The 25,999-nt window shown below is 66.1% G+C and carries 28 protein-coding genes; 12 read left to right on the top strand and 16 right to left on the bottom strand.

Annotation, left to right across the window (positions count from 1 at the left end):
• Window positions 1-29 precede the first annotated feature (29 nt).
• The 4 genes from MKW15_RS18655 to MKW15_RS18640 are packed head-to-tail and all read left to right on the top strand — an operon-like array spanning window position 30 to window position 3,371.
• The gene (locus tag MKW15_RS18655) at window positions 30-767 is read left to right on the top strand and encodes an SDR family oxidoreductase (RefSeq protein WP_240860750.1); all 738 of its coding nucleotides are present in this window, start codon (window positions 30-32) and stop codon (window positions 765-767) included.
• Entirely contained in the window at window positions 764-1,636 is an 873-nt protein-coding gene (locus MKW15_RS18650; RefSeq protein WP_240860747.1) for an NAD(P)-dependent oxidoreductase, read from the top strand. The genes MKW15_RS18655 and MKW15_RS18650 overlap by 4 nt, the downstream gene beginning before the upstream one ends.
• Window positions 1,633-2,040 (top strand): carboxymuconolactone decarboxylase family protein, encoded by a 408-nt coding sequence (locus MKW15_RS18645; RefSeq protein WP_240860745.1) that lies wholly within the window; start codon window positions 1,633-1,635, stop codon window positions 2,038-2,040. Before MKW15_RS18650 ends, MKW15_RS18645 begins: the two co-directional genes overlap by 4 nt.
• 2 nt (window positions 2,041-2,042) lie before the next feature.
• A complete protein-coding gene (locus MKW15_RS18640) occupies window positions 2,043-3,371 on the top strand; it encodes an alpha/beta hydrolase domain-containing protein (RefSeq protein WP_240860803.1) in 1,329 nt (442 codons plus the stop codon).
• Between the two features lie 182 nt (window positions 3,372-3,553).
• On the opposite strand, the gene MKW15_RS18635 is transcribed toward MKW15_RS18640, so the two are convergent.
• From MKW15_RS18635 to MKW15_RS18620, 4 genes are read right to left on the bottom strand one after another with little or no spacing between them, the layout of a single operon-like run.
• Window positions 3,554-4,735, bottom strand: coding sequence for an alpha/beta fold hydrolase (locus tag MKW15_RS18635; RefSeq protein WP_240860744.1), 1,182 nt, complete (start codon window positions 4,733-4,735; stop codon window positions 3,554-3,556).
• Window positions 4,732-6,129: a wax ester/triacylglycerol synthase domain-containing protein gene (locus MKW15_RS18630; RefSeq protein WP_374247454.1), complete on the bottom strand. Its 1,398-nt coding sequence runs from the start codon at window positions 6,127-6,129 to the stop codon at window positions 4,732-4,734. The genes MKW15_RS18635 and MKW15_RS18630 overlap by 4 nt, the downstream gene beginning before the upstream one ends.
• Window position 6,130: 1 nt before the next feature.
• Window positions 6,131-7,783, bottom strand: coding sequence for an AMP-binding protein (locus MKW15_RS18625; protein ID WP_240860743.1), 1,653 nt, complete (start codon window positions 7,781-7,783; stop codon window positions 6,131-6,133).
• A 15-nt stretch (window positions 7,784-7,798) separates the two neighbouring features.
• Window positions 7,799-8,593, bottom strand: coding sequence for a lysophospholipid acyltransferase family protein (locus MKW15_RS18620; protein ID WP_276615166.1), 795 nt, complete (start codon window positions 8,591-8,593; stop codon window positions 7,799-7,801).
• 174 nt (window positions 8,594-8,767) lie between these two features.
• Here MKW15_RS18620 and MKW15_RS18615 point away from each other — a divergent pair, with 174 nt between their 5' ends.
• From MKW15_RS18615 to MKW15_RS18605, 3 genes are all read left to right on the top strand, one after another.
• Complete coding sequence (locus MKW15_RS18615) at window positions 8,768-9,409, top strand: PaaI family thioesterase (protein ID WP_240860742.1); 642 nt, start codon at window positions 8,768-8,770, stop codon at window positions 9,407-9,409.
• Window positions 9,410-9,471: 62 nt separating this feature from the next.
• Complete coding sequence (locus MKW15_RS18610; RefSeq protein WP_240860741.1) at window positions 9,472-9,711, top strand: type II toxin-antitoxin system Phd/YefM family antitoxin; 240 nt, start codon at window positions 9,472-9,474, stop codon at window positions 9,709-9,711.
• Window positions 9,708-10,127, top strand: coding sequence for a type II toxin-antitoxin system VapC family toxin (locus tag MKW15_RS18605; RefSeq protein WP_240860740.1), 420 nt, complete (start codon window positions 9,708-9,710; stop codon window positions 10,125-10,127). The genes MKW15_RS18610 and MKW15_RS18605 overlap by 4 nt, the downstream gene beginning before the upstream one ends.
• 1 nt (window position 10,128) lies before the next feature.
• On the opposite strand, the gene MKW15_RS18600 is transcribed toward MKW15_RS18605, so the two are convergent.
• Genes MKW15_RS18600 through MKW15_RS18590 form a run of 3 tightly spaced genes read right to left on the bottom strand, consistent with a single transcriptional unit; the run spans window position 10,129 to window position 14,850 of the window.
• The gene (locus tag MKW15_RS18600) at window positions 10,129-10,854 is read right to left on the bottom strand and encodes an ATP-binding cassette domain-containing protein (RefSeq protein WP_240860739.1); all 726 of its coding nucleotides are present in this window, start codon (window positions 10,852-10,854) and stop codon (window positions 10,129-10,131) included.
• Window positions 10,851-13,607 (bottom strand): branched-chain amino acid ABC transporter permease/ATP-binding protein, encoded by a 2,757-nt coding sequence (locus MKW15_RS18595; RefSeq protein WP_240860738.1) that lies wholly within the window; start codon window positions 13,605-13,607, stop codon window positions 10,851-10,853. Before MKW15_RS18595 ends, MKW15_RS18600 begins: the two co-directional genes overlap by 4 nt.
• A gap of 16 nt (window positions 13,608-13,623) precedes the next feature.
• A complete protein-coding gene (locus MKW15_RS18590; RefSeq protein WP_374247457.1) occupies window positions 13,624-14,850 on the bottom strand; it encodes an ABC transporter substrate-binding protein in 1,227 nt (408 codons plus the stop codon).
• A gap of 232 nt (window positions 14,851-15,082) precedes the next feature.
• Here MKW15_RS18590 and MKW15_RS18585 point away from each other — a divergent pair, with 232 nt between their 5' ends.
• Both MKW15_RS18585 and MKW15_RS18580 read left to right on the top strand, forming a co-directional pair.
• Complete coding sequence (locus MKW15_RS18585; protein WP_240860736.1) at window positions 15,083-15,790, top strand: TetR/AcrR family transcriptional regulator; 708 nt, start codon at window positions 15,083-15,085, stop codon at window positions 15,788-15,790.
• A complete protein-coding gene (locus MKW15_RS18580) occupies window positions 15,714-16,685 on the top strand; it encodes an amidohydrolase family protein (protein WP_374247453.1) in 972 nt (323 codons plus the stop codon). Before MKW15_RS18585 ends, MKW15_RS18580 begins: the two co-directional genes overlap by 77 nt.
• Before the next feature lie 119 nt (window positions 16,686-16,804).
• Here the strand turns inward: MKW15_RS18580 and MKW15_RS18575 are convergent, their stop codons facing one another.
• Genes MKW15_RS18575 through MKW15_RS18560 form a run of 4 tightly spaced genes read right to left on the bottom strand, consistent with a single transcriptional unit; the run spans window position 16,805 to window position 19,345 of the window.
• Entirely contained in the window at window positions 16,805-16,993 is a 189-nt protein-coding gene (locus tag MKW15_RS18575) for a hypothetical protein (protein ID WP_240860733.1), read from the bottom strand.
• Window positions 16,978-17,805: an amidohydrolase family protein gene (locus MKW15_RS18570; protein WP_240860732.1), complete on the bottom strand. Its 828-nt coding sequence runs from the start codon at window positions 17,803-17,805 to the stop codon at window positions 16,978-16,980. The genes MKW15_RS18575 and MKW15_RS18570 overlap by 16 nt, the downstream gene beginning before the upstream one ends.
• Entirely contained in the window at window positions 17,806-18,219 is a 414-nt protein-coding gene (locus MKW15_RS18565) for an amidohydrolase family protein (protein WP_240860730.1), read from the bottom strand. It abuts the gene before it with no gap.
• A 10-nt stretch (window positions 18,220-18,229) separates the two neighbouring features.
• Complete coding sequence (locus MKW15_RS18560; protein WP_240860729.1) at window positions 18,230-19,345, bottom strand: hypothetical protein; 1,116 nt, start codon at window positions 19,343-19,345, stop codon at window positions 18,230-18,232.
• A gap of 134 nt (window positions 19,346-19,479) precedes the next feature.
• On the opposite strand from MKW15_RS18560, the gene MKW15_RS18555 reads away from it, so the two are divergent.
• Together MKW15_RS18555 and MKW15_RS18550 are read left to right on the top strand one after the other, a co-directional pair.
• Window positions 19,480-20,043 carry a helix-turn-helix domain-containing protein gene (locus MKW15_RS18555; RefSeq protein WP_240860797.1) on the top strand — a complete coding sequence of 188 codons (564 nt, stop codon included), beginning with the start codon at window positions 19,480-19,482 and terminating at the stop codon, window positions 20,041-20,043.
• Between the two features lie 40 nt (window positions 20,044-20,083).
• Complete coding sequence (locus tag MKW15_RS18550) at window positions 20,084-21,283, top strand: CoA transferase (protein ID WP_240860728.1); 1,200 nt, start codon at window positions 20,084-20,086, stop codon at window positions 21,281-21,283.
• Here the strand turns inward: MKW15_RS18550 and MKW15_RS18545 are convergent, their stop codons facing one another.
• The 4 genes from MKW15_RS18545 to MKW15_RS18530 are packed head-to-tail and all read right to left on the bottom strand — an operon-like array spanning window position 21,284 to window position 23,718.
• Window positions 21,284-21,979, bottom strand: coding sequence for a VC0807 family protein (locus MKW15_RS18545; RefSeq protein ID WP_240860727.1), 696 nt, complete (start codon window positions 21,977-21,979; stop codon window positions 21,284-21,286). It lies immediately after the preceding gene.
• Window positions 21,976-22,416: a MarR family winged helix-turn-helix transcriptional regulator gene (locus tag MKW15_RS18540; protein WP_240860726.1), complete on the bottom strand. Its 441-nt coding sequence runs from the start codon at window positions 22,414-22,416 to the stop codon at window positions 21,976-21,978. Before MKW15_RS18540 ends, MKW15_RS18545 begins: the two co-directional genes overlap by 4 nt.
• A 46-nt stretch (window positions 22,417-22,462) precedes the next feature.
• Complete coding sequence (locus MKW15_RS18535) at window positions 22,463-22,732, bottom strand: DUF2277 domain-containing protein (protein WP_240860725.1); 270 nt, start codon at window positions 22,730-22,732, stop codon at window positions 22,463-22,465.
• Window positions 22,733-22,749: 17 nt separating this feature from the next.
• Window positions 22,750-23,718 carry an NADPH:quinone oxidoreductase family protein gene (locus tag MKW15_RS18530; protein WP_240860723.1) on the bottom strand — a complete coding sequence of 323 codons (969 nt, stop codon included), beginning with the start codon at window positions 23,716-23,718 and terminating at the stop codon, window positions 22,750-22,752.
• Between the two features lie 69 nt (window positions 23,719-23,787).
• Here MKW15_RS18530 and MKW15_RS18525 point away from each other — a divergent pair, with 69 nt between their 5' ends.
• Complete coding sequence (locus MKW15_RS18525) at window positions 23,788-24,483, top strand: class I SAM-dependent methyltransferase (RefSeq protein WP_240860720.1); 696 nt, start codon at window positions 23,788-23,790, stop codon at window positions 24,481-24,483.
• A gap of 2 nt (window positions 24,484-24,485) precedes the next feature.
• On the opposite strand, the gene MKW15_RS18520 is transcribed toward MKW15_RS18525, so the two are convergent.
• Window positions 24,486-25,991, bottom strand: coding sequence for an MFS transporter (locus MKW15_RS18520; protein ID WP_240860717.1), 1,506 nt, complete (start codon window positions 25,989-25,991; stop codon window positions 24,486-24,488).
• Between the last annotated feature and the right edge of the window lie 8 nt (window positions 25,992-25,999).

Below are 25,999 nucleotides of genomic sequence, written 5' to 3'. Positions count from 1 at the left end.
CACGCAACCCCACAACAAGAAAGCACTCCATGACCACAGGACGTTTCGAGAACAAGACCATCATCGTGACCGGTGCCGCCGGTGGGATCGGTGAGGCCTACGCGCGTGGGCTGGCCGACGAGGGCGCCAACGTCGTCGTCGCCGATCTGGCCGACGAGAAGGGCAAGCAGGTGGCTGCCGACATCGGTGGGCTCTATGTCAGTACCGATGTCTCCGACGAGGCTTCCGCGCAGGCGCTTGCGACGGCAACGGTCGACACGTACGGCACCATCCACGGTCTGGTGAACAACGCCGCCATCTACGGCGGCATGAAGCTCGACTTCCTCATCACGGTGCCGTGGGACTACTACAAGAAGTTCATGAGCGTGAACCTCGACGGTGCACTCAACGTGACCCGCGCGATCTACCCGCACATGAAGGATGGCGGCGCCATCGTCAACCAGTCTTCCACTGCTGCTTGGCTGTACAGCGGTTTCTACGGTCTGGCGAAGGTGGGTATCAACGGACTCACCCAGCAGCTCGCCACCGAACTGGGCGGACAGAACATCCGGGTCAACGCCATCGCACCGGGGCCGATCGACACCGAGGCCACCCGGACCACCACCCCCAAGGAGATGGTCCAGGACATCGTGAACGGTTTGCCGCTCAAGCGTTTCGGACAGCCCGAAGATCTGGTGGGCATGTGCAAGTTCCTGCTCTCGGATGAGGCCAACTGGATCACTGGCCAGATCTTCAACGTCGACGGCGGCCAGGTCATCCGGTCATGAGCGACCTTCGTCTCGGCTACGTCGGGCTCGGCAACATCGGTGGACCGATGGCAGGCCGGCTGGCCAAGTGGTCCGGCGGTCTCGCGGTGTTCGACCTCGCACCCGACGCCGTCGCCAAGGTGGTGGATCAAGGTGCCCGCGCGGTGGATTCGCTGGCCGAGTTGGCCGCCGACTCGGACATCGTCGGGATCTGCGTCGTCAACGACGAACAGGTCCGTACGGTCGTCGCGGGAGAAGGTGGGCTCCTCGACTCGGCGAAGCCCGGCACCATCATCACCGTGCATTCGACGATCTCCCCCGACACCGCAACTGACTTGGCCGCAACCTGTGCGGGCAAGGGCGTCGTGCTGCTCGACGCACCGATCTCGGGTGGCGCACCGGGCGCCGAGCAGGGACGGCTTGCGATCATGGTCGGGGGCGACCGCGAGTCCTATCTCAAGCTCAAGGAACCGTTCTCGCTGGCGGCCGAGATGATCGTGCACGCCGGTGAGGAGGTCGGCGCCGGGACCAAGATGAAGCTCGCCCGCAACCTCCTGCATTTCATCTCGTTCACCGCGACCACCGAGGCGGCGCGGCTGGCCGAGGCGGCCGGCATCGACATCGCCAAGCTGGGCAAGGTGGTTCGCCACACCGACGCCATCACCGGCGGCGCCGGGGCAATCATGTTGCGCGACAGCACCGCACCGATCGCCGACGACGACTTCTGGTACGGCGTGTTCACCCATGTCCGCGCGCTGGGTGAGAAGGATCTGTCCCTGGCGCTGGAACTCGGCGATAAGCTCGACGTGGAACTCCCCCTCGGCGCGATCGCCCTGCGCGATCTCGCCGCGGGACTCGGAGTGCCACACAAGGAAGGAGATCCGTCATGACGTCAGGAACGGCAGTCGGGGGCGAAGGTACCGAACAGCGCAAGCGGGGCGTCGACATGATGTCGAAGGTCTATGGCTGGGAGATGTCCGACGGTCCCGGATTGCATTTCGCGCACACCGCCGACCAGTTGTTCGCCGAGGTGTGGACCCGCGAGGGTCTGTCGATGCGCGATCGGCGTCTACTACTTCTCGGAGCGCTTGCCGCAGGCGGTCAGGTCGATGTCGCCGAGATCCAGGCGGGCGCAGCCCTGGGCAATGAGGAGCTCACCCCCGAGCAACTCGAGGAGATCGCCCTGTTCCTCTGCTACTACGTGGGATGGCCCACCGGAACCAAGATGAACATGATGTTCGGCGAGGTCATCAAGAAGCACCGTAAGGCGCAGGCCCGCGAAGCACAGGGGTGACGGTGCTGTTTCGAGAATTGGCCGGCGGCAACGGGTGTTCGCTGCTGAGCGCCACCCCCGGACCGGACCTCGATGCCCACGGTTACGTCGAGACCGAGTATGCGGTCAACGGCATCGTCCGTGGGGTCACGGCGAACGGCGACGCCGATCCCGCCGAGTTCGTGACCCGAATCCTCGTTCGACGCCCCGTATCGGCCGAAAGCTTCAACGGCACGCTCGTCGTCGAATGGCTCAACGTGAGCAGCGGAAACGATGCGGCACCCGAATACACCTATCTCGCAGAGGAACTCGTTCGCGGCGGCTTCGCGTGGGTCGGGGTGTCGGCGCAGTACACCGGCATCGAGGGTGGCGCGGGTTCGGTCGGTGATCTCGGGCAACCGGGCCCACAGAGTCTCGCTGCCAATGACTCCGCGCGCTACGGCATGCTGCGGCACCCTGGCGACGCCTATTGCTTCGACATCTTCGGCGCCATCGGCGAGGTGCTGGGTCTGCCCTCCGACGACGCGCACCCACTGGCCGGGTTGTCGGTGACACGCACGCTGGCCGTGGGTGAATCGCAGTCCGCGATGGCGTTGACCACCTACGTCAACCGATTCGCCGGCGACCATCAGGTATACGACGGCTACCTCATCCACAGCCGCTCGGTGTCGGGGTTACCACTCGGCGAGGTGGGTGCGCCGAGCGACATCGAATTGGCCTTCACCGGCGAACCCGCTCCGGTCCGCGACGACCTCGCGGTACCGGTGTTCACGGTGCAGACCGAGACGGATCTGCTCACCAACTTCCGCTATCACTGTGCCCGGCAACCGGATACCGATCGGGTACGCACCTGGGAGGTCGCGGGTGCGGCGCACGCGGATCTGCATCAGATCGGCCCGTACGAGGAGATGCTCGGCTGCCCGACTCCGGTCAACCGTGGTCAGCAGCGTTTCGTGTTGCGTGCGGCGCTACGTCATCTGCACGGCTGGGTCGCCGACGGCACCACACCGCCGGCAGGCGAGCCACTCACCCTCGAGCACTCCCCCGACGCCGAACCCGTCTTTGTGACCGACGAGATCGGTAATGTTGTCGGCGGGGTTCGCACGCCGTGTGTCGATGCGCCCACCCAGGTCTTGAGCGGCGTGGTGGCAGACCCGGTGTCCCGGATCTGTCTGCTCTTCGGTTCCACCACAACGGTTCCCAGCGACCTGCTGGCCGCCCGGTACGGCACCCGCGACAAATATGACCGTCACTACCGCGACGCCACCGAAGCCGCCATCGCCGGCGGGTTCGTCCTCGCCGACGACCGCGACGAGATCCTCGCCGACGCGAATCCGGATCTCGTGCCCTGAGCCATCACTCACCCCGTCGCGCGCCGCAACCCCACCGCTCCCTGAGGTGCTCGAGGCGCTAGCCGAGAGCCTCGAAGGGATGGTGAGACAAACGAATTCGGCGACCAACGAGCGAACGTCACCAAGCCTTCGAGGCTCGTCGCTAGCGCTCCTCGCACCTCAGGCAGCGGAAGGGTGGCACCTCACCAGGCCCTTCGAGGCTCGCAAGCTCGCACCTCAGGGACCGGAGGGACATCGGCTTGATCAGCGAGAAACGCATCGGTCGCTCGCCGGATATCACCGGAGATGGCGTGTCCGACATGACTTCCCGGGTACCAGTGCACGTGTCCACCCCAGTGGTCGTACAGGCGTTGCGCGGCGGTCACCGACGTCACGCGATCGTTGAGCGCGGCGACCACCATCCGACGGCCCGGCGCCGCAAAGGGTTCCACCGACAGTGGGTCGATGACCGACGAGACGGCGCGCACCGCGTCGGAGTTCATGAGTCGCGCGAGCGCCTTGCCCTTGGATCCGCCGCGGGCCATGTGGTGGGCCAGAGTGGCGTGCATGTCGAGCATCGGCACGACCGCGAGCACCGAGCTGACCCGCGGATCGAGCGAAGCGACCAGCGACGCGATGGGGCCGCCCAGTGAGGTTCCGGCAATGGTGATGTCGGCCGGATCGTGCGTGTCGATCCACGTGATCAGCGAACGGATCTCGGCGACTGCGCGCATCGTCATCACCACGTTGCGCAGCGGATCGAATCCGGGGTAGGCAACCTGCTCGACGCGCCGCGAACCGTGCGCGGGCAGCACCGGGAACACGACGTCATAGCCGAGGTTCTTGTGCAGGTGCGCAGCACGGAAGGCGTACAGGTCGTCGGCGCGGCCCTGCGCGGCGCCGTGCACCCAGATCAGCCAGCGTCGTCCGCTGCGGCCCCGGGTCAGCACGCGCACCGAGGCCACCCCATCACGGTAGGGGTCCACTCCGGCGACAGACGACGGAACGGCCGCGTCGACCCGATAGTCGATGTGATGAAAACCCGTGGTGCCGAACACTCGTCGACGCCGCGACAAGATCCGCGGCGCAGTCGGCTCGGTGTTCATCCCGACCGTGCCCGCGGCGGCGAAGTCGTCGGCGACCGCCTCGCAGCGCTGTACCGCATCCTCGACATCGGACAGCGCCGGGATGTCGCGGATCACCGAGTTGACCGCGATGAAGAATTCGTCGATGGCGGTCTCGCCGACCGCGCGCGGCCCGCATCCTGCCGGCGGGATACCAGCCGGCGCATCGCCCTGACCGGCGTTGCGGGCGCTGCCCACTGCACGGGGCAGCACGCCGGCGAAGAGGCCGACGCGGGCGAACGCGGACTCCCAGTCGGTCACCCGACGTCCTGCGTTGCGACCGGTTCACGATCGCCGATGCCGAGCGCGGTTTCCACCTCGGCCAGTGACTCTCGGACGCGGTCGATGAACTCGGCGGGTTCGGGCATGGATTCCGGAGTGGCGATCAGCCCCATCGAGATTCGGCCCGCATAGCTGTAGGCGGTCAGATTCACGTCGGCCGGGGCGATCGCCAACGCGAAGGAGATCCAGTCGACGACCTCGATGTCGCCGACCCACCGTGTCTCACGGGGTCCCGGCATGTTGGCGGTGGTGATGTTGTTCATCACCAGCGGAGCCCGGTGCGCGGCGACCGCGCGGAACACCGGCCCGAGTCGTCCGGTGTAGGTGGCGACCTTGGCGGTCAGGTCGAATCCCAGGTCTCGCCGACGACGCACGGTTGCCTCGCAGCTCGCGGCGGTCTCGACCACCCGCTCGACGGGATCGGCCAGATCGGTACGGAGATAGGCTGCGGCCGTGGCGATCTCATTGCCTTCGGTTCGGGTGGACGCGAGATCCCTGCACACGCCGAAGACGGTGACCGAGATTCCCGGTTCCTCACCGCGGGCCAGCAGTTCGGCACGCTTGGCGCCTGCGATGATTCCGTGCAGCGCACCGTTCACCGTGGTGTCGGTGGCCAGCGCAACGCGTTGCACCGATGCCAGGGGGATGTCGCCACTGGCACACACCCGCTGCGCCCCGCTGCGCGCGTTGAAGCTGTTGCGTCGCACGGTCAGTGGTTTCGGGATGCGGCCACGGCCCGTGGCGTTCCGTTTGACGTGCGCGGCACGAGCGAAGTCGCCGACGACCGTCGGCACCCCGCGCAGCAGCTTCCACGACTCGGATCGGGCCGCTCGAAACAGTCCACGCGCGTCGTGCCCGCTGTTCAGCGAGCCGATCGGGGCCGGCGTCACCTGTTGACCCGGCAGGCTGGTTGCCGCCATGAACGTGTTGAGGGCGGCCAACCCGTCGGCCACCGCATGATGCACCCGGATCACCACGGCCTGCCGACCGTCGGCGAGGCCGTGCACGAGCGTGAGTGCCCAGAGTGGTTGTGTGCGATCGAGTTTGCGGACGGCGAGGTCGGCGAGCACCGCATCGAGTTCGTTCCGCCCGCCGGGGGCCTCGAGAACCATCTCGTCGAGGTGTGCGTCGATGTCGAAGTCCTTGTCGCGCACCCAGAACGGACGCGCGCCATAACCCGAGAGATACTCGAGACGCTGCGTCGCACGCGGGAATCTGCCCAGATAACCAGGCAACACCTCACGCAATTCGGCAAGAGTCACGACACGACCGCGACGCGAGGTGTCGAGCACCGCGACCTTGAGCGTGTGCATCGGCGTGCTCGGCGTCTCCATGTTCAGCATGAGGGCGTCGGGGCCCGTCATCCGCTCCATGTCAGCTCACCTTCCGTTCAACACCGGCGTCGTCGAGGAGCTCGCGCGTCACGACCTTCCCCGTGGCGTTCCGCGGCAACTCGTCGATGAAGTGGACTTCGCGCGGCACCTTGAATCCCGCCAGTTCGGCACGGACGTGGTCGCGCAGTTGTTCGGCTCCGACCAGGGTCCGGGGCGCACGCACGACGTAGGCGACGAGCCGCTGCCCGAACGTGGCGTCGTCGACCCCGATCACGGCGACCTCACGCACACCCTGATGCGCACCGAGAATCTGCTCCACCTCAAGGGGATAGACGTTTTCGCCACCGGAGACGATCATGTCGTCGTCGCGGCCGACGACGAACAGCAGTCCACTCCCGTCGAGTCGGCCGAGGTCGCCGGACACCATGTGCCCGTCGGCAAATGCCTTGTTCACGTCGGCCGACGTGTAGCCGTCGAAGCCCGAGCTGCTGGCGACGACGATCTTGCCGATTTCGCCGACGGGGAGCTCGCGGTCGTCGTCGTCGAGGATGCGGACGCTGGTGCCCACGAGTGCTCGTCCGGCGGTGTCGGGTGCGACGCGCAGATCCTGCGGGGTGGCCGTACTGATCAGCCCTGCCTCGGTGGCGTTGTAGCTGTTGTAGACGACGTCGCCGAAGCGATCCATGAAGGCCAGCAACGCATCTGGACGCATCCGTGACCCGCTGGCCGTGGCGAACCGCAGCGTCGGCATCGGATGTGCGTCGAGGACGTCGTCGGGAAGGTCCATGATGCGTTCGAGCATCACCGGCACCACCGCGAGACCGGTCGCACCGTGCTCGCGGACCAGATCCAGGGTCGCCTCCGGATCGAAGCGGCGTCGCATGATCATCGTGCAGGTCATCGTCGCCGAGATCGCCACCTGCCCAAAGCCCCACGCGTGGAAGATCGGGGCGGCAATCACGGTGGCCTCACCCGAGCGCCACGGGATGCGATCGAGCATCGCGGCCAGCGAACCTATGTCGGTCGAACCGCCGCGGCGCGCACCCTTGGGGGTACCGGTGGTCCCGGAGGTGAGCAGCACGATACGTCCCGCCCGGGCGGGACGTGCCGCGCGCCGGCCGAGGTGTGCGGCGATGAGCGAGTCGAGGGTATCGAGCGCCGAACCCGCCTCCTCGACCCACGCGTGCACGTGTCGCAGCTGCGGATTGCGTTGCAGCGCATGGTCGATGAGGTCGTCGAACTCGTCGTCGGCGATCACCAGGTCGACGTTCTCGCGGATCAGCACGTCGGCGAGCTGCGGCGCGGCGAAACCGGTGTTGAGCAGTACCGCGTCGAGGCCGAGTCGCGAGGTGGCGGCCAACGATTCGATGAGACCGCGATGGTTGCGGCACATGATTGCCACAGTCGACACCGGACGGCCGGGCAGATCTGCGATGGCGGCGGCCAGTGCGTCGGACCGGTCGTCGAGCTCACGCCAGGTGAGGCTGCCGGCCTCGTCGATCAGGGCGACGGCGTGCGGTGCGCGTGCCGCGGCCAGGCCGATTCCGCTGACCGGTGAGGCGCCACCGTGTCGGCGCATGGCCAGGCCCATCTTCATGTAGCGGTCGAGGCGGGCGGTACCGAGGAAACCGCTGGTGATCAGGGTGCGGACGAGCCAGACGAGGTGGGCCACACGTTCGCGAAGGTTCTTCATGAGTCTCCCCTTCCCTCAACCGATGACCGGGAACCGGCGCCGGCGGGCCAGGTCGTCGAGGGCGTGCTGCATGCGTTTGCGCACCATCTCGTCGACGTCGGCGATCTCCGGGTTGGTACCGAATTCGGCGGTGATGTCGATCGGGTCGAGGACTTCGGTGACGAGTTTGGCGGGCAGTGGAACGTTGGGCGGGAATCCGGGGGTGATGCCGAACGGGAATCCGAGCCCGAGGGGTGCGCTCTTGATGCGGAGCAGCCGATCGATGCGCAGGAACTTCGCGAGTCCGTCACCGCGATTGATGAAGAGCTGCGTCTCCTGTCCACCGAGCGTGACGATGGGGACTATCGGCACGCCGGCCTCGATCGCCGTTCGCACGTACCCGGTACGGCCCTTGAAATCGATGGTCGCGCTCTGGGTGGTCGGTCGCATCGCCTCCCAGTCACCGCCGGGGAACACGATGGTGGCGGCCCCGGCCCGCAGCGCCTGCACGGCGTTGCGCGGGTGCGCCGGAAGGAATCCGACCTTGCCGAAGATCTGCTTGCCGAATCCGGTGAACACCAGGTCGTGGGCGAGGGTGTACAGGGGCCGCTGCTCGCCGAACTCATCGGCGAAGGCGACGGCGATCACCGGCACGTCGAAGGCCATCAGCCCGCCCGAGTGGTTGGACACGAGCAGAACGCCGCCGTCGGGCACCTTGTCCATGCCCCGGACTTCCGAGCGGAAGTAGGTCTTGGCGACCATGCGCAGGACGGGCAGTACCCGCCCCACCCAGGTCTCGTCGCGTGCGGTGAGGTCGATCGTGTCGTCCATGATGCTCCTGACAACTCTGTCTGCCGGTAGACGCGAATCCCCGCACATGTATGGTCGGGGTTCACGGTTCGGGCAAAATGAGAACCTGTTCTAGTGTCTAATTAGAACACGTTCTAGTTTCTGTGGCCACCGAAGGTAACGAAGGCCACACATCGCAGCTGGGAGCCCCGAATCGTGGAATTCACCCTGGAAGACATCTCCGAAGACGAAGTTCAGCGTCGACGCGAGGTGTATGCGCCGCTTGCCGACACGGTGCGCGAGTTGGTGGACGCCGTCATCCGCACTCAGGTCTCCGACGACGTCATCGCCGACGCCCGGCAACGGATCGCCGAGGTGGTCGCCGAGCTGCAGACCGATCAGATCGACGGTCCGTACGGGGTGCGCTACACACGCGAGTTCACCGGCATGCCGTGGGGCAATGCGGTGATCGGTCTGCGCAACGCGATCGCCCCGCCGATCGTCACCGAGCTGGAACCCGAGGGCGTGCGCAGTACTTTCACGCTCGGCGCGGCCTACGAGGGTCCGCCCGGGCACGTGCACGGCGGCGTGTGCGCGATGATCCTCGACCACGTACTCGGCGAGGGAGCCAGTGCCGACAAGGTGCCCTGCTACACCGGCACCATCACCATGCGTTACCTGCGACCGACGCCGCTGGGCGAACTCGTCGCGCAGTCGTGGATCACCGAGCGCGACGGCCGCAAGAAGATCGTGCACGGCACGCTGTCGGACGCCAACGGGGTGACCGTGGAGGCCGACGGGGTCTTCATCGTGCCGAAGACCTGGAACGGCACCATGCCCCGCGCGAAGAAGGGCTGAAACTGGTTGTGCCAGGCCATCGGACCTCCTAATGTAGGTACGTACCTACATTAGGAGGTCCGATGGCTACGATGTCTGCTCGCGAGTTCAACCGCGACGTGAGTGCGGCCAAACGCAAAGCAGCCGATGGGCCGGTGGTGATCACCGACCGCGGTGAGCCCGCATTCGTTCTGCTGTCGATTGAGGAGTACAGACGTCTCGGCGACCGGGACCTGGATCTCGTCGCGCGGCTGAGCATGGACGATGACTTGGACATTGAGTTCGAGCCCGTCGAGATCACCTTGCGGACGCCCGAACTATGAGTTACCTGCTCGACACGAACGTCATCAGCGAGCTTCGAAAGCCTCGGAGTCGAGCAGATCCCGCAGTGCGAACATGGGTCGCAGCGCGCGTCCCGACGGATCTGTATCTGTCGGTCGTCACCGTTCTCGAAATCGAAGTGGGAATCGCGCGAGTCAGCCGACGCGACGGACCGCAAGCCGACCGCCTCCGACGATGGTTGGACGATGACGTCCTCAAGGTTTTCGACGGACGAATCCTGTCAGTTGACGTGCCGGTGGCACGGCGCGCTGCGCATCTACACGTGCCCGACCCGCGGCCAGAGCGAGACGCCTTGATTGCTGCGACCGCAGTCGCTCACGATTTGACGATGGTGACGAGGAACACGGCCGATTTCGCACCGATGGGAGTCGCGACAATCGATCCGTGGACCCCTTGACTCACCCGGCCGCGACAGATTCGCCCAAATAGGTTCTCTCGATCCGTCCGACGTCCGACGCGAGCGCTGCTGCACTGTCTTCAAGGCGAATCTCGCCGTGCACCAGTACGATTCCACGGTCGGCGACCTCGAGGGCAAGGCGTACATGCTGTTCCACGAGCACGATGGCCGTGCCGTCGGACGCGGCGACTTCCCGTAGCACGGGCAGAATCGACTCCACGACCACCGGCGCCAAACCCATACTGAGTTCGTCGATCAGCAGCACCTTGGGGCGTTGCAGCAGGGCACGCCCGATGGCCAGCATCTGTTGTTCACCGCCGGAGAGCTGTCCGGCGTCGACCTTGAGACGGTTACGCAAGGCCGGAAAGTATTCCAGCACCTGCTCGATCGCCTCGGTGTGCCCGTGACGACGAGTGGCCAGGCGGAGATTCTGCACGGTCGTGAGCCGCCGAAACAATGACCGGTCGTCGGGCACGAGTACCAGTCCCGCGCGTACTGCGGCCCGCGTCGACCCGGAGCCCAGCTCGGTGCCGCCGACCACGACCGTGCCGCCCAGCCGCGGTAGCAGCCCGGCGAGTGTCGTCAACAATGTTGTCTTTCCGGCCCCGTTGGGCCCGATGAGAGCCACCACCTCGCCACGCTCGACGGCGAGGTCGAGCCCGCGCACACACGGTGAGGAACGCGCATATCCGGCGTCGAGGCCATGGCATTCGAGTGCGGCGGTCATCGCGTCATCTCCTTCTGGGTATCGGCCGCCGTTTCGGGTTCACCGTCTCCGGCACCGGCCGGTGTGCCCAGGTACGCGCGAATCACGTTGGCGTCCTGCCTGATCTGGTCGGGTGTACCTGTGGCGATCACCCTGCCCAGGTCCAGGACCACCACACGGTCGCAGATGTTGAGCACCAGATCCATGTCGTGGTCGACGAGCAACATCGTGATGCCCGCCGCACGCGCGGCCTGTAGTCGTTCACCGAGCCAGGCACTCTCGGTGGTGTCGAGGCCGGCAGCGGGCTCGTCGAGCAAGGCGACCTCGGGTCGGCGGGCGAGCACGCGGGCCACCGACACCAGCTGGCGCTGGCCTTGCGAGAGGTCGGAAGCAGCGGTGTCGGCGAGGTCCTCGATATCGAGGAGCCGCAACACGGAAGTCACCGTGGCGTCGATGTCGCCGGTCGCACCGGCCATCAGGTTCTCGGCGACGGTCAGTTCGTCGTAGAGTTCGATGTCCTGGAAGGTTCGGCCCAGACCAGATCGACTCCGACGGAAGGCGGGCAGGCCACCGATGTCAGTGCCGTTCAGAGTGATTCGGCCGGTGCACCGTACAAATCCGCCGATGGCGTCCATCAAAGTGGTCTTGCCGGCACCGTTCGGTCCGATCAATCCGACGATCTCGCCTTGCCGAACGTCGAAGGTCACATCGGTGAGCGCGGCGACCTGGCCGTAGCGGACAGCCACATCCTGGACTGCCAGAACCACGTCGCCCGCAGACGCACCGGTCGCCGCCGGTGCGATCGCCTCGGCCGACGACGTCTCGTCCACCGTGACTGCCGGGCGACGCGCGAAGCGACCCAACGGGATACGACCGAGATGGCCGACCAATCCGTCGGGACTGGTGATGACGTTGACCACCAACAGGATTCCACTTACCAGCAGGTAATAGTCGCCGAAACTCCCGAAGCGATCCGACATGAAATACAGCACCCCGCCGGGCGCGAGGAGACCGGCGAGCAACGCGCCGGACACCGACGTCACACCGGCGACGTAGAACACCGCGAACAGTCCGAGTCCGGCGAACACCGCATAGCTGCCGGCTGTCGCCAAGGTCTGCTGATAGGCGAGCAGCGCACCGCCGAGTCCGGCGAGGAAGGCAGCGGCTGCGAACGCCACGAGCTTGGTGAGGCCGACGTTGATGCCGGCGGCCGCCGCCGATCGCTCGTTGGCACGGACCGCAAGCATCGACGCACCATGACCGCTGCGTCGCAGCATCGCCACCGCAACCGCACAGATCGTCAGCACCGCGAGACACACGATTCCGAACGCGAGACGCGGGTAGCCAACTCCCGCACCGATTCCCAGATCCGAGCCGAAAATCGACGGCGCGTCGACCGGCGCTCCCTGCAGACCGCCGTTGAGGCTCGGATTGCGAAACCAGAACGCCTCGAGAAACACTGCGAGCGCCAACGTGGCCACCATCAGCGGAAGCCCGCGCACACGCAACGCCGGTAGTCCGATGACGACGCCGACGACCGCCGCCGCCAGTGCGGCCAGCAGGGGCGCAAACGGAAACGGGACACCCATGTCGACGGTCAGTCGGCTCAACGAGTAGGCGCCGACACCAGCAAGAGTCAACTGCGCCAGTGACACCTGCCCTGCGTAGCCGGTGACCACCACCTGCGAGAGCGCGATGACGGCGAAGATGATCGACAGGATCACGGCCAGCCGGGCACTGCCCGATGTGCTGAGGAGGGCGATCAGGCCGATCACGACGCCGATTCCGGTGGACACCAGCAGATGTCGCGGTCGCGGCGACCGGCCCAGTTCTTGGTTGACCACCGCTCCCCGGCCGGGCAGCGGTTGTCCGCGCACGAGGAGAAAGACCACGATGAGTATCAGCGGGATAGCCTCGGCCAGACCAGCATCGGGGAACCAGTCCACCAGCGACTGCAGGTTGGTCGCCTCCGCTTGCAGCATGCCGATCACCAGGCCTGCGCCGACGGTGATGGCGATGCTCGCAAAATTGCCCACGAGCGCCGCCGCCAATGCCGGCACGATGAACATCGAGTAGGCCACGGGATTGAGCGGGACGATCGGGGCGATCACCACGCCGCCGATCGCCGCCGTGCCCGACGACAGTGCCCAGTTGCTCACCGCTATCCGGTCCGGCGACAGCCCGGTGAGCAGCGCGCCCTTCTCCGACTCCGCGGAGGCTTCGGTGGCCATTCCGAATCGCGTGTAACGCAATACGAGACCGGCACAGACCGCGAGTCCGACGATGACGGCCGCCAGCCAGATCCGGTCGGTGGGTACTGCCGCGTCGCCGATCTCGATCACGTCGGGTTTGAAGATCGCACCCACCGTGGGAGTGTCGACCCCCACGCGGAGCGCGAGCAACGCCTGGATGACCAGCATCAGCCCGATCGACGCGACGGCCTTGGCCAGCACCGGCGCCGACCGCATCGGACGAAACACTATGAGATACAGCAGAACTCCGAGTAGCGACGCAATCACCACGGAGAGGATGAGCGCCGGTCCGACACCCAGTTTTCCACCGAGGTCGATGCGCGCGGGCAAGCCGGGTATGGGGTTGAGCAGTTCACCCTGACGCGCGAACGCATAGGTGTAGGCGGCATACAGCGCCACCGCACCGGTCGCGAAGTTGACGACTCCAGAGCTCTTGAAGGTCATGACCAGGGCGAGCCCCAGCGCCGCATACACGGCGCCGTTGCCCAACCCCAGAGCCAAGAAGGCCACATGATCGGTCATCCGATGACCTACGACCTCAGTTGTTGACGACGCTGGTGTTGATGAGCTTGACGTCGTCGTTGACGTCACTCACCAGAATCGCCTTGCTGCACAGCGCTTTCAGTTGCGGCATCGCCGTTCCGTTGCAGGTGAAGGTCAGTCCCGGCGCGGCGGGCAGGGGCACGTTGGTCGCCGATGACAAGGCCGCGGCAAACGACTGCGGGGTGACCGGCCCGGTCAGCGACTTGCCCACCTCGCCGAGCGATGCGATGACCTGATACCCGAGGTAGGCGAGACCGGCCGGATCGGTGTTGGGTGCGTATTGGGCCATCACCGACCGATAGAGCACGACCGTCGGGTCCTCCGACGAGGTGTTGACGGTAGTGAACGCCTTGGCGCCGGAGACCGCCGACGCACCGACAGCGTCGATGACAGGCTTGTCGATGCAGCTCGCGATAAGGTACTTCTTCACCGTCGGCGCGGCTGTCTGCAAGGCCTTGAGAGTGCTGATGCACTGCCGCGTATCGCCGAGAATGGTCACCGCACCGGGCTTTCCGGCCATGGCAGCGGTGATCTGGGGTGTCGGATCGGCGGCGCTGGCGGGGATCGTGACCACGTCGAGTTCGACACCCGCACGCTGGAACATCGGGGTTCCCAATGCCTTCACCGAGGCCGCGGCGTCACCGCTGTCACCGATGAACACGGTCACCTTCTTCACACCGTCACGTGCGGCCGTCGCGGCCTCACCCATGAGAACCGCCACGATGCCGCCGGTGAGCATGTACGAACCGGGCGAGACCATTTCGACCTGCGAGACCGGCGCCTGGGCGATGTAGGGAATCCCCGCGCCGGCGATGATGGGCAGCATCACGGCACCCTGCGCACCCAGCGGGGTCACCACGGCGGCGACCTTCTGCTCGACCATCTGGTTGGCGCAGTTGGTGGCCGACGCGGGCTCCTCCTGTTGCTTGCACACCACCAGGTCGATCTTGTGCCCACCGATGCCGCCGCCGTTGTTGTTCAGGTACGACGCCGCCGCCTCGCCGCCTTCGCGGACCATCGGCAAGGTCACCACCCCGCCCTCGGGGGCGATGAATCCGATCTTGATCGGATCGCCGGTCGCCGGGTTGCTCGGCAGGGCTGTCGTCGAGCCGGCCGAACTGGTGTCGTCGGAACTGCTGTCATCCGCGCAGGCGGTGATTCCGCCGATGGCCAGCAGGCTCGCGGCCCCGAGAATCCCCGCAGACCGCAGTGCGCGGCGCAGGCGTGATGGTGTGGTCAATGTGGTCCCTTCCTACGGATGACACTCTCGCGGCGGTTTCCCCCTGTGACCAGCCGAGAAGCTACCCCGAAGCCGTTACTGTAAGGCTCACGGTATGCGTTCTGGGAGCAAGGTAGCGCGAGTGATGGGCGCATGTGAGGCGATTCGTCGGATTCGAGTCGATACCCCTTCGACCGTCGTGTCGGAGACGTGGTTGTGCGTGTACGTTCGGGGAATGGCGCAGAAGGCAATGGCGCAGAAGACGTCGTCTGGGACGCGGCGGGCTCGCGGGTCTATCTCACCGGACGAGATCATCGCGGGCGCTTTTGACGTCGCCAACGAGAAGTCGCTGAGCGGATTCAGTATGCCCATGCTCGCCAAACATCTCGGTGTCGGCGTGACGAGCATCTACTGGTACTTCCGCAAGAAGGAAGACCTCCTCGACGCGATGGCCGACCGCGCGAACGACGAATACCATGCCGCGACACCCTTCGTCGGCGCCACGGATTGGAAAGATGCACTCCGCCGCCACTTTCGACGGATGCGCGAGGCCTTCCGGGAACAGCCCGTACTGATCGAACTCACCCTGTTGCGACCCTATCCCCGACCGGTCGATCACTCGTCCATGCAGGCCACTGCAGACAAACTCGACTCGATGATCGGCGCCATGGTGGGCGTCGGCTTCAGCGCCGAGGATGCCCTGGAAATCTACCTGTCACTTCTGGCACATGTGTGCGGAGCGGCAATGGTCGCACATCAGGGCATCTTCGCCACCTACGACGGCGGGCTCCCGACAGGCACCGTGGACGAGAGCGCATCTGTGCCCCTGTTGAATTCGCTTGCCGCAAAGGGCCATCGCATCGAGGATGTGGAGGACACCACCTTCGACTTCACCCTGGAGGCCATCCTCGCCTACGCCGAGAGGAGGCTGCATCGTGACTGACCCAACGCCGTTCAGCAACGCGGAGACCGAAGGTGTTCGCGCGATCTGGCAGGCGCTCGGTCTACCAGGCATCGTCGACGTGCACACCCATTTCATGCCGCGCGCCGTCATGGACAAGGTGTGGGCCTACTTCGACTCGGTGGGTCCACTCGTCGGCCGCGAGTGGCCGATCACCTACCGGGCCGACGAGGACGTCCGGGTCGCCACTATGCAGGGCTTCGGGGTTCGGGCGTACTCGTCCCTGGTGTATCCGCACAAGCCCGACATGGCCGAGTGGCTCAACGGTTGGGCGGCCGATTTTGCCGCCCATCACCCCGATTGCCTGCACACCGCGACGTTCTATCCGGAAGAGTCCGCGACGCAGTATGTCTCGCGGGCGATACAGTCCGGCGTGCGAGTCTTCAAGTGCCACATCCAAGTCGGCGACTTCACTGTGCTCGACTCGCTGCTCGACGGTGTGTGGTCGCAGATCGCCGACTCGCGCGTCCCGGTCATCATCCACTGCGGATCCGGTCCTGCGCCCGGAACGTTCACCGGACCCGAACCCATCGAGAAACTGCTGCACCGCTTTCCGTCGCTGCCGTTGATCGTCGCCCACATGGGCACTCCCGAGTACACCGAATTCGTGGATCTGGCACTGCGTTTCGACAATGTCCGCCTCGACACGACGATGTCGTTCACCGACTTCGCCGAGGAGGGTGCGCCGTTTCCGCGCGAGTTGCGGCCGCGGCTTCTCGACCTTCGCGACAAGATCCTGTTCGGCAGCGACTTCCCCAACATCCCCTACGGCTACGTTCACGCCCTCGAAGCGATCACTCGCCTCGACCTCGGCGACGATTGGGTGCGCGCCGTCCTGCATGACAACGCTGCTCGTCTTTTCGGCCTCGACGCTTGATCCGCGCGCTGGTTGAGGAACGCTCCTGATGCCCCCGGCTCCCTCAGCCCCTCCCGCTCCCTGAGGTGCGACGAGCGCAGCGAGGAGCCTCGAAGGGCTGGCGAGACGACAATGTCACCTCAGCGAAAGATCGAGACAACGCCGCCGATGACCGAGCCGAAAGTCCGCACATCGCCCGGCAATTCGAGAACCTCGGCCAACGGCCGGTCGGCGATGATGAGATCGCTCGATTCGCCGACCGCGATCCGACGCGGCGCACCGCCGGGATCGTTTGCGGGAGTAACGTGTCGGCTCAGCGCGTCGAGCACCGAGATTCGTTCGTCGTCGTCGCCGACCACTCGCCCGGACGCGGTGCGCCGTTCGACGGCCGCCCCCACGGCTTCCCACGGAGAGAGTGGCCCGTAGGGCGCGCGCTGGACAGTGCCACCGGCACAACGGCGTTGATGAGCGAGCCGCACCGGTACAGGTCGACATGATCAGACACCTCACTACCGTCGAGAAAGTCGTCGCCTCGATCCGACAGGAAAGCGGGCTGCGTGACGACGATGACTCCGCGTCGTGCCAGGTCGGCGCACGCTTCGGCCGGAACGACTCCGGCGTGCTCGATGCGATCGCCCGCCCGCACTCCGACGAGGTCCCAGGCCGCCAGGAGCAAGGCGAACGCCACCCGGCTCACGCAGTGCACGGCAACGGACCGACCGGCTTGGTGGGCGGCGGCGATCCGCTCGGCCAGGTCGTCGAGTGAGGGAAGATCCGAGTCGGCGATGACGATCTTGTACGGGCCCACGGAGACTCGGGGATGGTCGATGTTTCGTCCCAGCGGAACGCCAAGCAGGCAGACCGTGCCGATCAACGTCGAATCATCCACTGCATCAAGGAGTGCGGCGATCGCCGTGTCGTCGAGGTCGGGCGTTGCGTCGGTGATCTCGGCAATGCCGTACGCGCGCAGTCGTGTTCCCACGTCGACGAGCGACGGAAACCTCGGTTGCGGAAGGTGTGAACGCAACCAGTCGTCGGCCCGCCAGAGCCGCCCGGTGGCACGACCGGTGGCGTCTCGCTCAATTCCCGGGTGTTCCCCTGATTCGAGACCCACGCGCTCGACGGCCACACTGTTGAGCATTCACATCGCCCCGCTGCGGTGCTGAATTCGCAAGGGGCGGTGCGGCTCGAGCGTGTCGAGTTCGGAGCGGTCGAGGTCACCGGCGACCGTCTCGGCATAGCCGGTGCCGCGTATCCACTCGTCGGCATCGGCTGGTGTGTTCGCGATGGCCCAGGCCAGTTGGGTTCGATCAACAACATCGGGTGGCCCGCAGCGAACGGATTCGCCCGCACGTGCCATCGCCGCGAGATGGAGGTGGTGATCGGTGAATGCGGGTAACACTGCGTGGCCGCCTGCGTCGACAACCTCCGCCCCTGCCATCTCGATCCGATCGTCGATCGCAACTATGGTGGAGACTGGATCGGACGAGACGCGGATCTGCTGCGGGCGGCCGACACCGAGATCGGCTCCTGTAATCACCACATCCGCACCCATCACCTCGAATCTACCGACTCGGCGGGCACAGCGACGCGCGCGGGTTCGCCCGCGTCTCGCATTCGCCATGGAGTCCGAGAGCACCGAATGCCTCGGCGGGCGGACCCGCGTCAACCGGATTCACCGAGGACACCGCCGGGGTGACCGGTCGGCCGTCGCTCCATCTCCCCATGTAGCTCAGGTCGGCGTCACAGTGCCGTCCGGTCAGCGTGCACGATTGCAGGGCGTCGCCCACCCGGTAGATGCCGAAGAAGCGGATGGCGTCGTTGGGCGCGAGCAGCGTGTTGGGTGACAGGTGAGTGGCGTCGAGACGTTGCAGCGGTCCGCGAACATCGCTGCGCACCAATATATGTCGCTTGTGGATGGCCGGCACCGTGTAGGCGCCGAACTGCTCGATGCCGAGTCGGGCGTCGAGGATGTTGTCGTGGTCGTAGTTCTCGACGACGATGCGGGTGCGCGCCGGCAGGACGATCGGGCCGGTGCCGACATTCGTGGCGAATGCGGGCGCGAGTTGGAACAGCCACAACGCCGACGATCCCCAGCCTCTGGCCACGGCTCGCTGAGCGAGATACGGGACCGCACCACCGCCCATCGAATGCCCCACGATGCCCAGGCGTCTGAAGTCACCGCGCGGGGCAAGGGCTTTCGCGGCCACCAGGGCGGCATCCTCCCGCGGGAGTGAGTGCGAGAAGTCGTAGGGGTTGGTCGGCCAGCTCGCGAAGACGACGACGTTTCCGGTGCTCACGAAGTGTTTGATCAGGTCCGCGTACAGGAGGCTGCTACCGAGGAGTTGGTCGTCGATGCCGGCGAGCAACCCGTGGACCACGACGACGACCGGCCGCTTCACACCACTGCAATGGCCGCCCACGAGCGGCGTGGCGCCCCGGCCGACAGGGCTGTAGATGGTGATCTTGTGCGTCACGTCGTGCGGATTGGGGTAGATCTTGGTCGACGTGGCGCATGGCCCGTTGGCCCCGAGCCCGTGCACCGGCTGGGCCGGAGGTGTGAGCGGCCGGTCGGCACGCGCCAACCCCGGCACGATCAACCCGAGAACAGCGGTCAGCGCGATCACGGCCAGCAGCCGAGAACTCGTCTGAAGTAATTGCGACATAACGGATCTCGACACTGAGCCCCACCCCTTCATCCCCGGCGCGCTCGCCGACGTCGTGTCGATCATCATTCAGCGCACCCAACATGTCTGTCAAGAATGACGGTAGTCTCTTATAAGTGACGGACACCAGGGTTGCCGAGGCCAATCGGATGGTCGCCAGAAATGTGCGCCGATTCCGAACCGAGCGCGGTCTGACCCTGGGTGCGCTGGCCCGGCAATCGGGGCTGTCCAAGCAGACGGTGTCGAAGATCGAGCAGGGCACGGGAAATCCCACGGTGGAAACACTGATGCTGATCGGGACGGCGCTGGATGTTCCGGCACGGCGCCTTCTCACCGAGTGGGGCACGCCGGTGTTCGTGCAACGCGCGGCCGACGCGACGTGGTCAGCCGATCATGACCGTTCCGAGCGCGTCCTCGACGAGGTCTACGGAACCGGCTACGTCCGAACCCTCGTCGTGCATTTCGCCCGTGGATCGTCGGAACCGACCGTGATAGCAGCACATTCGCCGGGCACCCTGCACCATGTCTTCGTCATCGACGGGCGCCTCGAGCTCGGTCCGGTCGGCGACGCCGTCGCCGTCTCCGCGGGCGACTTCGTTCGCTACCCGGCCGATGTCCCCCATCAGTACGTCTGCGTGAGTGATCGGGCGACGGCGCACATCGTCACGACCCAGCCGCAACTACGCCAGTTCGACGCCGCCCGGCCGAGTTGAGTGCCCGTAGGATAGGAGTCGTGCGGCACAAGGAGGTGCGATGATCGTCGACGACTGGGCCACGTCCGGGCTCGCCACCCTCACCGGGCATTCCGACGGTCTCCCGGACCTGTCGCGTGCTCCCGTATTGCACCGCGCCCGAGAGGTTTTGGACAGATTCGTCACGGCCACCGACAACCGAGACGTTCTGACCGACCTTGATGCCGGCGAATTCCTCAGTGGCCGAGCCGGCCTCACTGGACATACCAGGAACGGACGTATTTCCGCCGGTGGCGCAACACGATTGATTCGCGCGGCCGACGGATGGTTCGCCTTGTCGCTCGCCCGCCCCGACGACGTCGACCTCGTCCCGGCACTCCTGTCCGGCGAGATGCCCGACGACGATCCGTGGACGTGCGTCGAACGTGCTGCACAACAATTGCCCGCCGCAGACGTGGTGTCGCGGGCACGCCTCCTCGGCCTGGCCGCCGCGATTCCCGGGGAGGCCGATCCCCGCCCACCGACTGTCGAATCCCGCGGCACCGCAACCGATCCTCGAGAACTCTCCGATCTCCTCGTCGCCGACCTGTCGTCGCTCTGGGCCGGCCCCTTGTGCACGCACCTGCTCGCGCGCGCCGGCGCGACGGTGGTGAAGGTCGAAAGCCGGTCTCGACCCGACGGCGCACGGCGCGGGAACCGCGACTTCTTCGATTGGATGAACGGCGGAAAGCTCTCCTACGCAGTCGATCTGCACGATGATAAGGACAACGTTGCCCGGCTGCTATCAACTGCCGACGTCGTCGTCGAGGCATCACGACCACGCGCCCTGCAGCGGCACGGGCTCGCCTCTGACCAACTACCCGCACGCCCCGGACAGGTGTGGGTGCGCCTCACCGCCCATGGAAGCTCCGGGTCGGGCGCGGACTGGGTAGGCTTCGGCGACGACGCAGCAGTTGCGGGTGGACTCACGGCGCAGACCCCGACCGGGCCCGTGTTCGTCGGAGACGCCATCGCCGACCCGTTGACCGGCCTGGAAGCCGCAGCGACAGTAGCCGAATCGCTGGCGCGCGGCGGCGGGCTGCTGATCGACACCGCACTGTCGCAGGTCGCTGCCACCTACGCGGGACTCGGCGTGGTGGAGAAGCCGACGACCACTCCCGAGGTGTCGACGCCGAGACCGCCGCGTCGAGAGTTCCTCGCCGCAGCCGATCTGGGTGCCGATAATGCGGCGATCCGTGCCCAGATGGCCGGGCGCACCTGATCACGCAGCCGCGAGATCCTCTCCCGCGGAGCGCATCCAGCGCGCGATCCGCACCGTCGCGGCGACAGCGATTACGGTCGCGACGAAGGGAAGGATCTGATTCCAGGTGTACGCGGCATCGAAGGTGTTGCGCGAGATGATGACCGCCGTGATTGCCGCCTGTGCAAGGTACACCCCCGCCCACACGAAGGACATGGCGTAGATCCCGTGCCGGAACCTAGGGTAATCGGCCCACATCAGATCAAAGACGTGCATACCCTCGGCTGTGCCGTCGGTTCCGTAGCGCTGCGAGAAGTAGAACATCACCGGTTTGGCCAGCACGCACGAGCCGAGGAAGATCAAGCCGATCAACGCGGTGAGGACACAGTCCTTGTACAGCAACATCTTCGGCGCCGTGCTGCCGACGAAGGCGATCAGTGCAGACAGGAGCGCAAAGGCCAGGATGGCAGCGGAGGCACCGTTGAGTCTTCGGGACCGCACCCAGACGGCCAGACCGCCGATGATCGGCGCGATGGCACCGACCAGGTAGGCGACCAGATCGCTCGCGCCCGCGCCACGGGCGAGTCGGAACAGGAGGATTGCTCCGCCGACCTCGACCACCGTGACGAGGACGTTGAACACGACTCCCTTGCGGGCAGGATGCTTCGAGCGCAGACGTGCGATCGTCGCCTGCTCGTCGTCAGGACCACTCGTCATCGATGTGCCCCCTCCGCAGCGGACGCTGCTGGTGCGCGCACCTCGTCGTGCAACCTTCGGATGGTGCCGGCGAGTTCACCCGGGTCGATCCCGATGCGAATTGCGTTGTCATCGAGGGAATCACCGAGCAGCTTGGAACACACATTCTTCTTGACGATCCCCGTTGGGGTGACCGTCAGATGTCGTACGTTGCCCGCGCCCGCAGGGGCCGAGTTGTCGATGAAGCCTGCATCGACCAGTTTTCGAACCAGGTTGCTTGTCGAGGGTTCGCTGATTCCGATGGCGCCGGCGAGCATGCGTACCGTCAGCCCCTCGTGCTCAGACAGCACGACCAGGGCAAGATAGCGGTTCCAGCTCAGACCCTGGGTTCTCAGTACCCGATCGGCGGCCCGGTCCAGGGTTCGAACCAGGTCGAATAGTTCGTAGGCAAGGTCCATACCGACTACATTAGCACACTAATTTAGTCGGCTAATGTTGTGCGCGTCAGCCGCGCGCCGCGATCCGGGCCTGCACCTCGGGGCGACGCAGCGGTGGGACCGTCTTCGGTGGCTGACGCCGCTCCGGTAGGACGTCGAGCAGCGCCCTGGTGGCGGCAGTGACCGCAACCACCGCCGCCTCGAATGCCTCTACGTTCGCCGCCGAGGGATGCCGCATGCCGCTGACCTTGCGGACGTACTGCCGCGCGGCGGCCTCGATCTCGTCCTCGGTGGCCGGTGGCTCCAGGCCCCGAAGCTCGGTGATGTTGCGGCACATGGCAAAGACCTTCCGTATCAGTCGGCGATCTTGACGACCGCTTTCCCCAGGATCCGCCCTTCGGCGAGATCAGTCAACGCCTGCGGCAGCTGGTCGAGCGAGTAGGTCGCGTTGACCATCGGGTTCAGGCCGTCGGCAATCATCTGCGCGAGTTCGTCGTGCAGTTCGGCGGGCAGGCCGGGATGGGTGCGGATGTACTCGCCCCAGGCCGCCCCGACGACCGCGATGTTGCGGAACAGCACCCGGTTGAGCTTGACGGTCGGGATGCCGCCCGCGGCGAATCCGATGACCACGTACCGGCCGTCGGGCGCGACCTGACGCAGCGCCTCGTCGAACACCTCGCCGCCCGACGGGTCGATCATCACGTCGACGCCCTGGGGGACGATCTCTTTCAGCTTCTTGCCCCAGCCCTCTTCGAGTTGCACCACCTCGTCGGCGCCCGCGTCGCGCAGGAGCTGCTCGGCACCCTTGCGGTGCACGATGGCGATCACCTTGGCGCCCAGGGCTTTCGCGACCAGGATCGACGCGGTACCGACACCGCCCGCGGCGCCGAGAACGCCGACGACCTCGCCCGGCTCCACCTTGGCGCGCGTCTTGAGCGCGAAGATCGCGGTCTGATAGTTGATGCCCATGGCGGCACCCTGATCGAAGGAGAGACCCTCGGGCAGCGGCAGAAGTTGCTCGGGCGCGGCGACGACCTGCTCGGCGAACCCACCGATGAACGACGCGACGAGTACCTTGTCGCCCGGCTTCACCGATGCACCGTCAGGTGCGGTACGCACCACACCGGCGACCTCGGTGCCCGGAGTGAACGGCAACGGCGCCTTCATCTGGTACTTCCCCTGACTCATGAGCAGGTCGGGGAAGCAGATTCCGCACGACTTGATGTCGACGAGGACCTGCCCGTCGGCGGGTGTCGGGTCGGGAAGATCGGTCAGTTCGAGGCCTTCGGGCCCGATCTCGGCGGTGAGAACTTGAGCTTTCATGCCCCAACCCTACTTGGCATCGAGCCAGTGGTGTGAGGCGCACCACTGCTGTTCGATAGGATCGGCGCCATGACCTCATCGCACGTAGAGACATCCCCCGGGCTCACCCCGCAGCGACTCGCGGCCGCCGAAGCCGCACCCGGATTCATGCCTATCGATGAGGCGACGACGCTGTACGAGATCGCCGAAGAGATTCTGGCGCAGCCGGATTCGGTCGGCTTGGGCATCGAGATCGGCACCTACTGCGGAAAGTCCACTGTGTTCCTCGGTGCTGCGGCGCAACCGCTGCGCGCCACGATCGTCACCGTCGACCATCACCGTGGATCCGAGGAACACCAGCCGGGCTGGGAGTACCACGACCCCGACCTCGTCGACCCGCACACCGGCACCCTGGACACCTCGGCCCGATTCCGTCGCACCATGTTCGACGCGGACCTCGAGAAGACGGTCATCGGCGTGCTCGCGCCGTCCACGGTGGCCTCGCGCATCTGGGGTTTACCTGCCGACTTCGTGTTCATTGACGGCGGACACAGCATGGAGGCCGCGCAGAACGACCTCGACGGCTGGGCGCCCTGGGTGCGGGTCGGTGGCTGCCTGCTGATCCACGACGTCTTTCCCGACCCCGCCGACGGTGGCCGTCCGCCATACGAGATCTACTGTCAGGCGCTCGAGACCGGGCAGTTCACCGAGATCCGCGTCGAAGGTTCACTGCGAGTCCTGCGCCGCGACAGTGGTGACGTCGGAAAGCCGCTGCCGCATAACTGACTTCAGGCCGGAGGGGCGGCAGCGAGCTCGGTCTCGTGCGCGGCACCGATGGGCGTACGAACGTTGATCAACAGTCCGGCCACCACCGCCACACCGGCGAGAATCCCTGCCGCGACGTAGAAGCCGGTGCTCTCGCCGTGGACGAGCGCCTTCGCCTGCAGCGCCATCGCGCCGGCCTGATCGTGCACCGACGCCATGTGGTCGGTGACGTAGGCGGCGGCCGCGGTCGCTGCGATGGTGTTCAGCAGCGCCGTACCGATCGCACCGCCGACCTGCTGCGAGGTGTTGACCATCGCCGACGCGACGCCCGCGTCGTGTGGCTCGACACCGTAGGTGGCCAGGTTGATCGAGGTCATGAACACCGTGCCCATCCCCATGCCGATGAGGAGCAGCGCGGGAAACACCACACTCCAATAGCGCGTCGAATCCGCCGAGATCTGGCTGAGCAGCAGCATCCCGAGTGCGGCCAGTGAGGCGCCCGGCACGACGAGGAATCGGGGCGGCACACGCGTGATCAGGCGTGCCGCGATCTGCGTCGAACCGATCAGCATGCCCAGCACCATCGGCAGGAAGGCCACACCCGCACTCAGTGGCGAATAGTGGTGGACCACCTGCATGTACAGCGTCAGGTACAGGAAGGATCCGAACATCGCGATCACCGATAGCCCGACGGTGAGGTAGGCGCCGCCGCGGGCGCGGTCGGCGACGATACGCAAGGGCAGCAACGGATTCCGGCAGCGTGACTGCCAGACGACGAAGGCCACCAGCAACACCACCGCGGCGACCAGGCAGATGATGGTGCCGGTATCGCCCCACCCCTCTTCGGCGGCACGGCTGAATCCGTACACGACGAGCGCCAGACCGCCACCGCCCAGGATCACGCCGAGGATGTCGAGCCCCGACGTAGTCGTTTCCGCGCGGGCGGGTTCCTTGATCTCCAAGATCGCGCCGAACAGTGCGATCGCCGCGAACACCACGTTGATGTACATGGTCCAGCGCCAGTCGAGGACTTGCGTCAGCAGTCCACCCAGAAGCAGGCCGACTGCCGCCCCACCGCCGGCGATCGCGCCGAAGATGCCGAATGCACGCGCACGCTCCTGGGGAGAGGTGAACATGACCGTCAGCAACGACAGGGCCGCGGGCGCCAACAATGCGCCGAACGCACCTTGCAACGCTCTTGCGCCGAACAGCATCGCCTCGTTGACCGCAGCGCCTCCCAGCGCGGAGGCGAACGCGAAACCGACGAGTCCGACCATCAGTGCCCGACGGCGGCCCCACATGTCGGCGATGCGGCCGCCGAGGAGCAGCAGGCCACCGAAGGCCAGCGCGTAGGCGGTGATCACCCACTGCTGATTGGCGGTGTTGATGCCGAGGTCGACTTTGGCGTCGGGAAGGGCGATCTGCACGACGGTGCCGTCGAGCACCACCATCAATTGCGCCAGACAGATGAAGACCAGTGCCTTCCAGCGGCGCGGATCGGGACCGACAGGAGATGCGGAGGTACTCACTCCGGATA

This window comes from Gordonia gummivorans, assembly GCF_022513585.1.
In the GTDB taxonomy this organism is placed as follows: domain Bacteria; phylum Actinomycetota; class Actinomycetes; order Mycobacteriales; family Mycobacteriaceae; genus Gordonia.
Note: the sequence above shows the minus strand (reverse complement) of the source record. Positions and strands in the feature narration are given on the sequence as shown.

What these genes read in the sequence shown, in the direction of transcription:
- MKW15_RS18655 (WP_240860750.1), top strand. Translation starts at nt 30, where the DNA reads ATGACCACAGGACGTTTCGAGAACAAGACCATCATCGTGACCGGTGCC.
- MKW15_RS18650 (WP_240860747.1), top strand. Translation starts at nt 764, where the DNA reads ATGAGCGACCTTCGTCTCGGCTACGTCGGGCTCGGCAACATCGGTGGA.
- MKW15_RS18645 (WP_240860745.1), top strand. Translation starts at nt 1,633, where the DNA reads ATGACGTCAGGAACGGCAGTCGGGGGCGAAGGTACCGAACAGCGCAAG.
- MKW15_RS18630 (WP_374247454.1), bottom strand. Translation starts at nt 6,129, where the DNA reads ATGGAGCGGATGACGGGCCCCGACGCCCTCATGCTGAACATGGAGACG.
- MKW15_RS18625 (WP_240860743.1), bottom strand. Translation starts at nt 7,783, where the DNA reads ATGAAGAACCTTCGCGAACGTGTGGCCCACCTCGTCTGGCTCGTCCGC.
- MKW15_RS18620 (WP_276615166.1), bottom strand. Translation starts at nt 8,593, where the DNA reads ATGGACGACACGATCGACCTCACCGCACGCGACGAGACCTGGGTGGGG.
- MKW15_RS18610 (WP_240860741.1), top strand. Translation starts at nt 9,472, where the DNA reads ATGGCTACGATGTCTGCTCGCGAGTTCAACCGCGACGTGAGTGCGGCC.
- MKW15_RS18605 (WP_240860740.1), top strand. Translation starts at nt 9,708, where the DNA reads ATGAGTTACCTGCTCGACACGAACGTCATCAGCGAGCTTCGAAAGCCT.
- MKW15_RS18600 (WP_240860739.1), bottom strand. Translation starts at nt 10,854, where the DNA reads ATGACCGCCGCACTCGAATGCCATGGCCTCGACGCCGGATATGCGCGT.
- MKW15_RS18595 (WP_240860738.1), bottom strand. Translation starts at nt 13,607, where the DNA reads ATGACCGATCATGTGGCCTTCTTGGCTCTGGGGTTGGGCAACGGCGCC.
- MKW15_RS18585 (WP_240860736.1), top strand. Translation starts at nt 15,083, where the DNA reads ATGGCGCAGAAGGCAATGGCGCAGAAGACGTCGTCTGGGACGCGGCGG.
- MKW15_RS18580 (WP_374247453.1), top strand. Translation starts at nt 15,714, where the DNA reads ATGTGGAGGACACCACCTTCGACTTCACCCTGGAGGCCATCCTCGCCT.
- MKW15_RS18570 (WP_240860732.1), bottom strand. Translation starts at nt 17,805, where the DNA reads ATGCTCAACAGTGTGGCCGTCGAGCGCGTGGGTCTCGAATCAGGGGAA.
- MKW15_RS18565 (WP_240860730.1), bottom strand. Translation starts at nt 18,219, where the DNA reads ATGGGTGCGGATGTGGTGATTACAGGAGCCGATCTCGGTGTCGGCCGC.
- MKW15_RS18555 (WP_240860797.1), top strand. Translation starts at nt 19,480, where the DNA reads ATGGTCGCCAGAAATGTGCGCCGATTCCGAACCGAGCGCGGTCTGACC.
- MKW15_RS18550 (WP_240860728.1), top strand. Translation starts at nt 20,084, where the DNA reads ATGATCGTCGACGACTGGGCCACGTCCGGGCTCGCCACCCTCACCGGG.
- MKW15_RS18545 (WP_240860727.1), bottom strand. Translation starts at nt 21,979, where the DNA reads ATGACGAGTGGTCCTGACGACGAGCAGGCGACGATCGCACGTCTGCGC.
- MKW15_RS18540 (WP_240860726.1), bottom strand. Translation starts at nt 22,416, where the DNA reads ATGGACCTTGCCTACGAACTATTCGACCTGGTTCGAACCCTGGACCGG.
- MKW15_RS18535 (WP_240860725.1), bottom strand. Translation starts at nt 22,732, where the DNA reads ATGTGCCGCAACATCACCGAGCTTCGGGGCCTGGAGCCACCGGCCACC.
- MKW15_RS18530 (WP_240860723.1), bottom strand. Translation starts at nt 23,718, where the DNA reads ATGAAAGCTCAAGTTCTCACCGCCGAGATCGGGCCCGAAGGCCTCGAA.
- MKW15_RS18525 (WP_240860720.1), top strand. Translation starts at nt 23,788, where the DNA reads ATGACCTCATCGCACGTAGAGACATCCCCCGGGCTCACCCCGCAGCGA.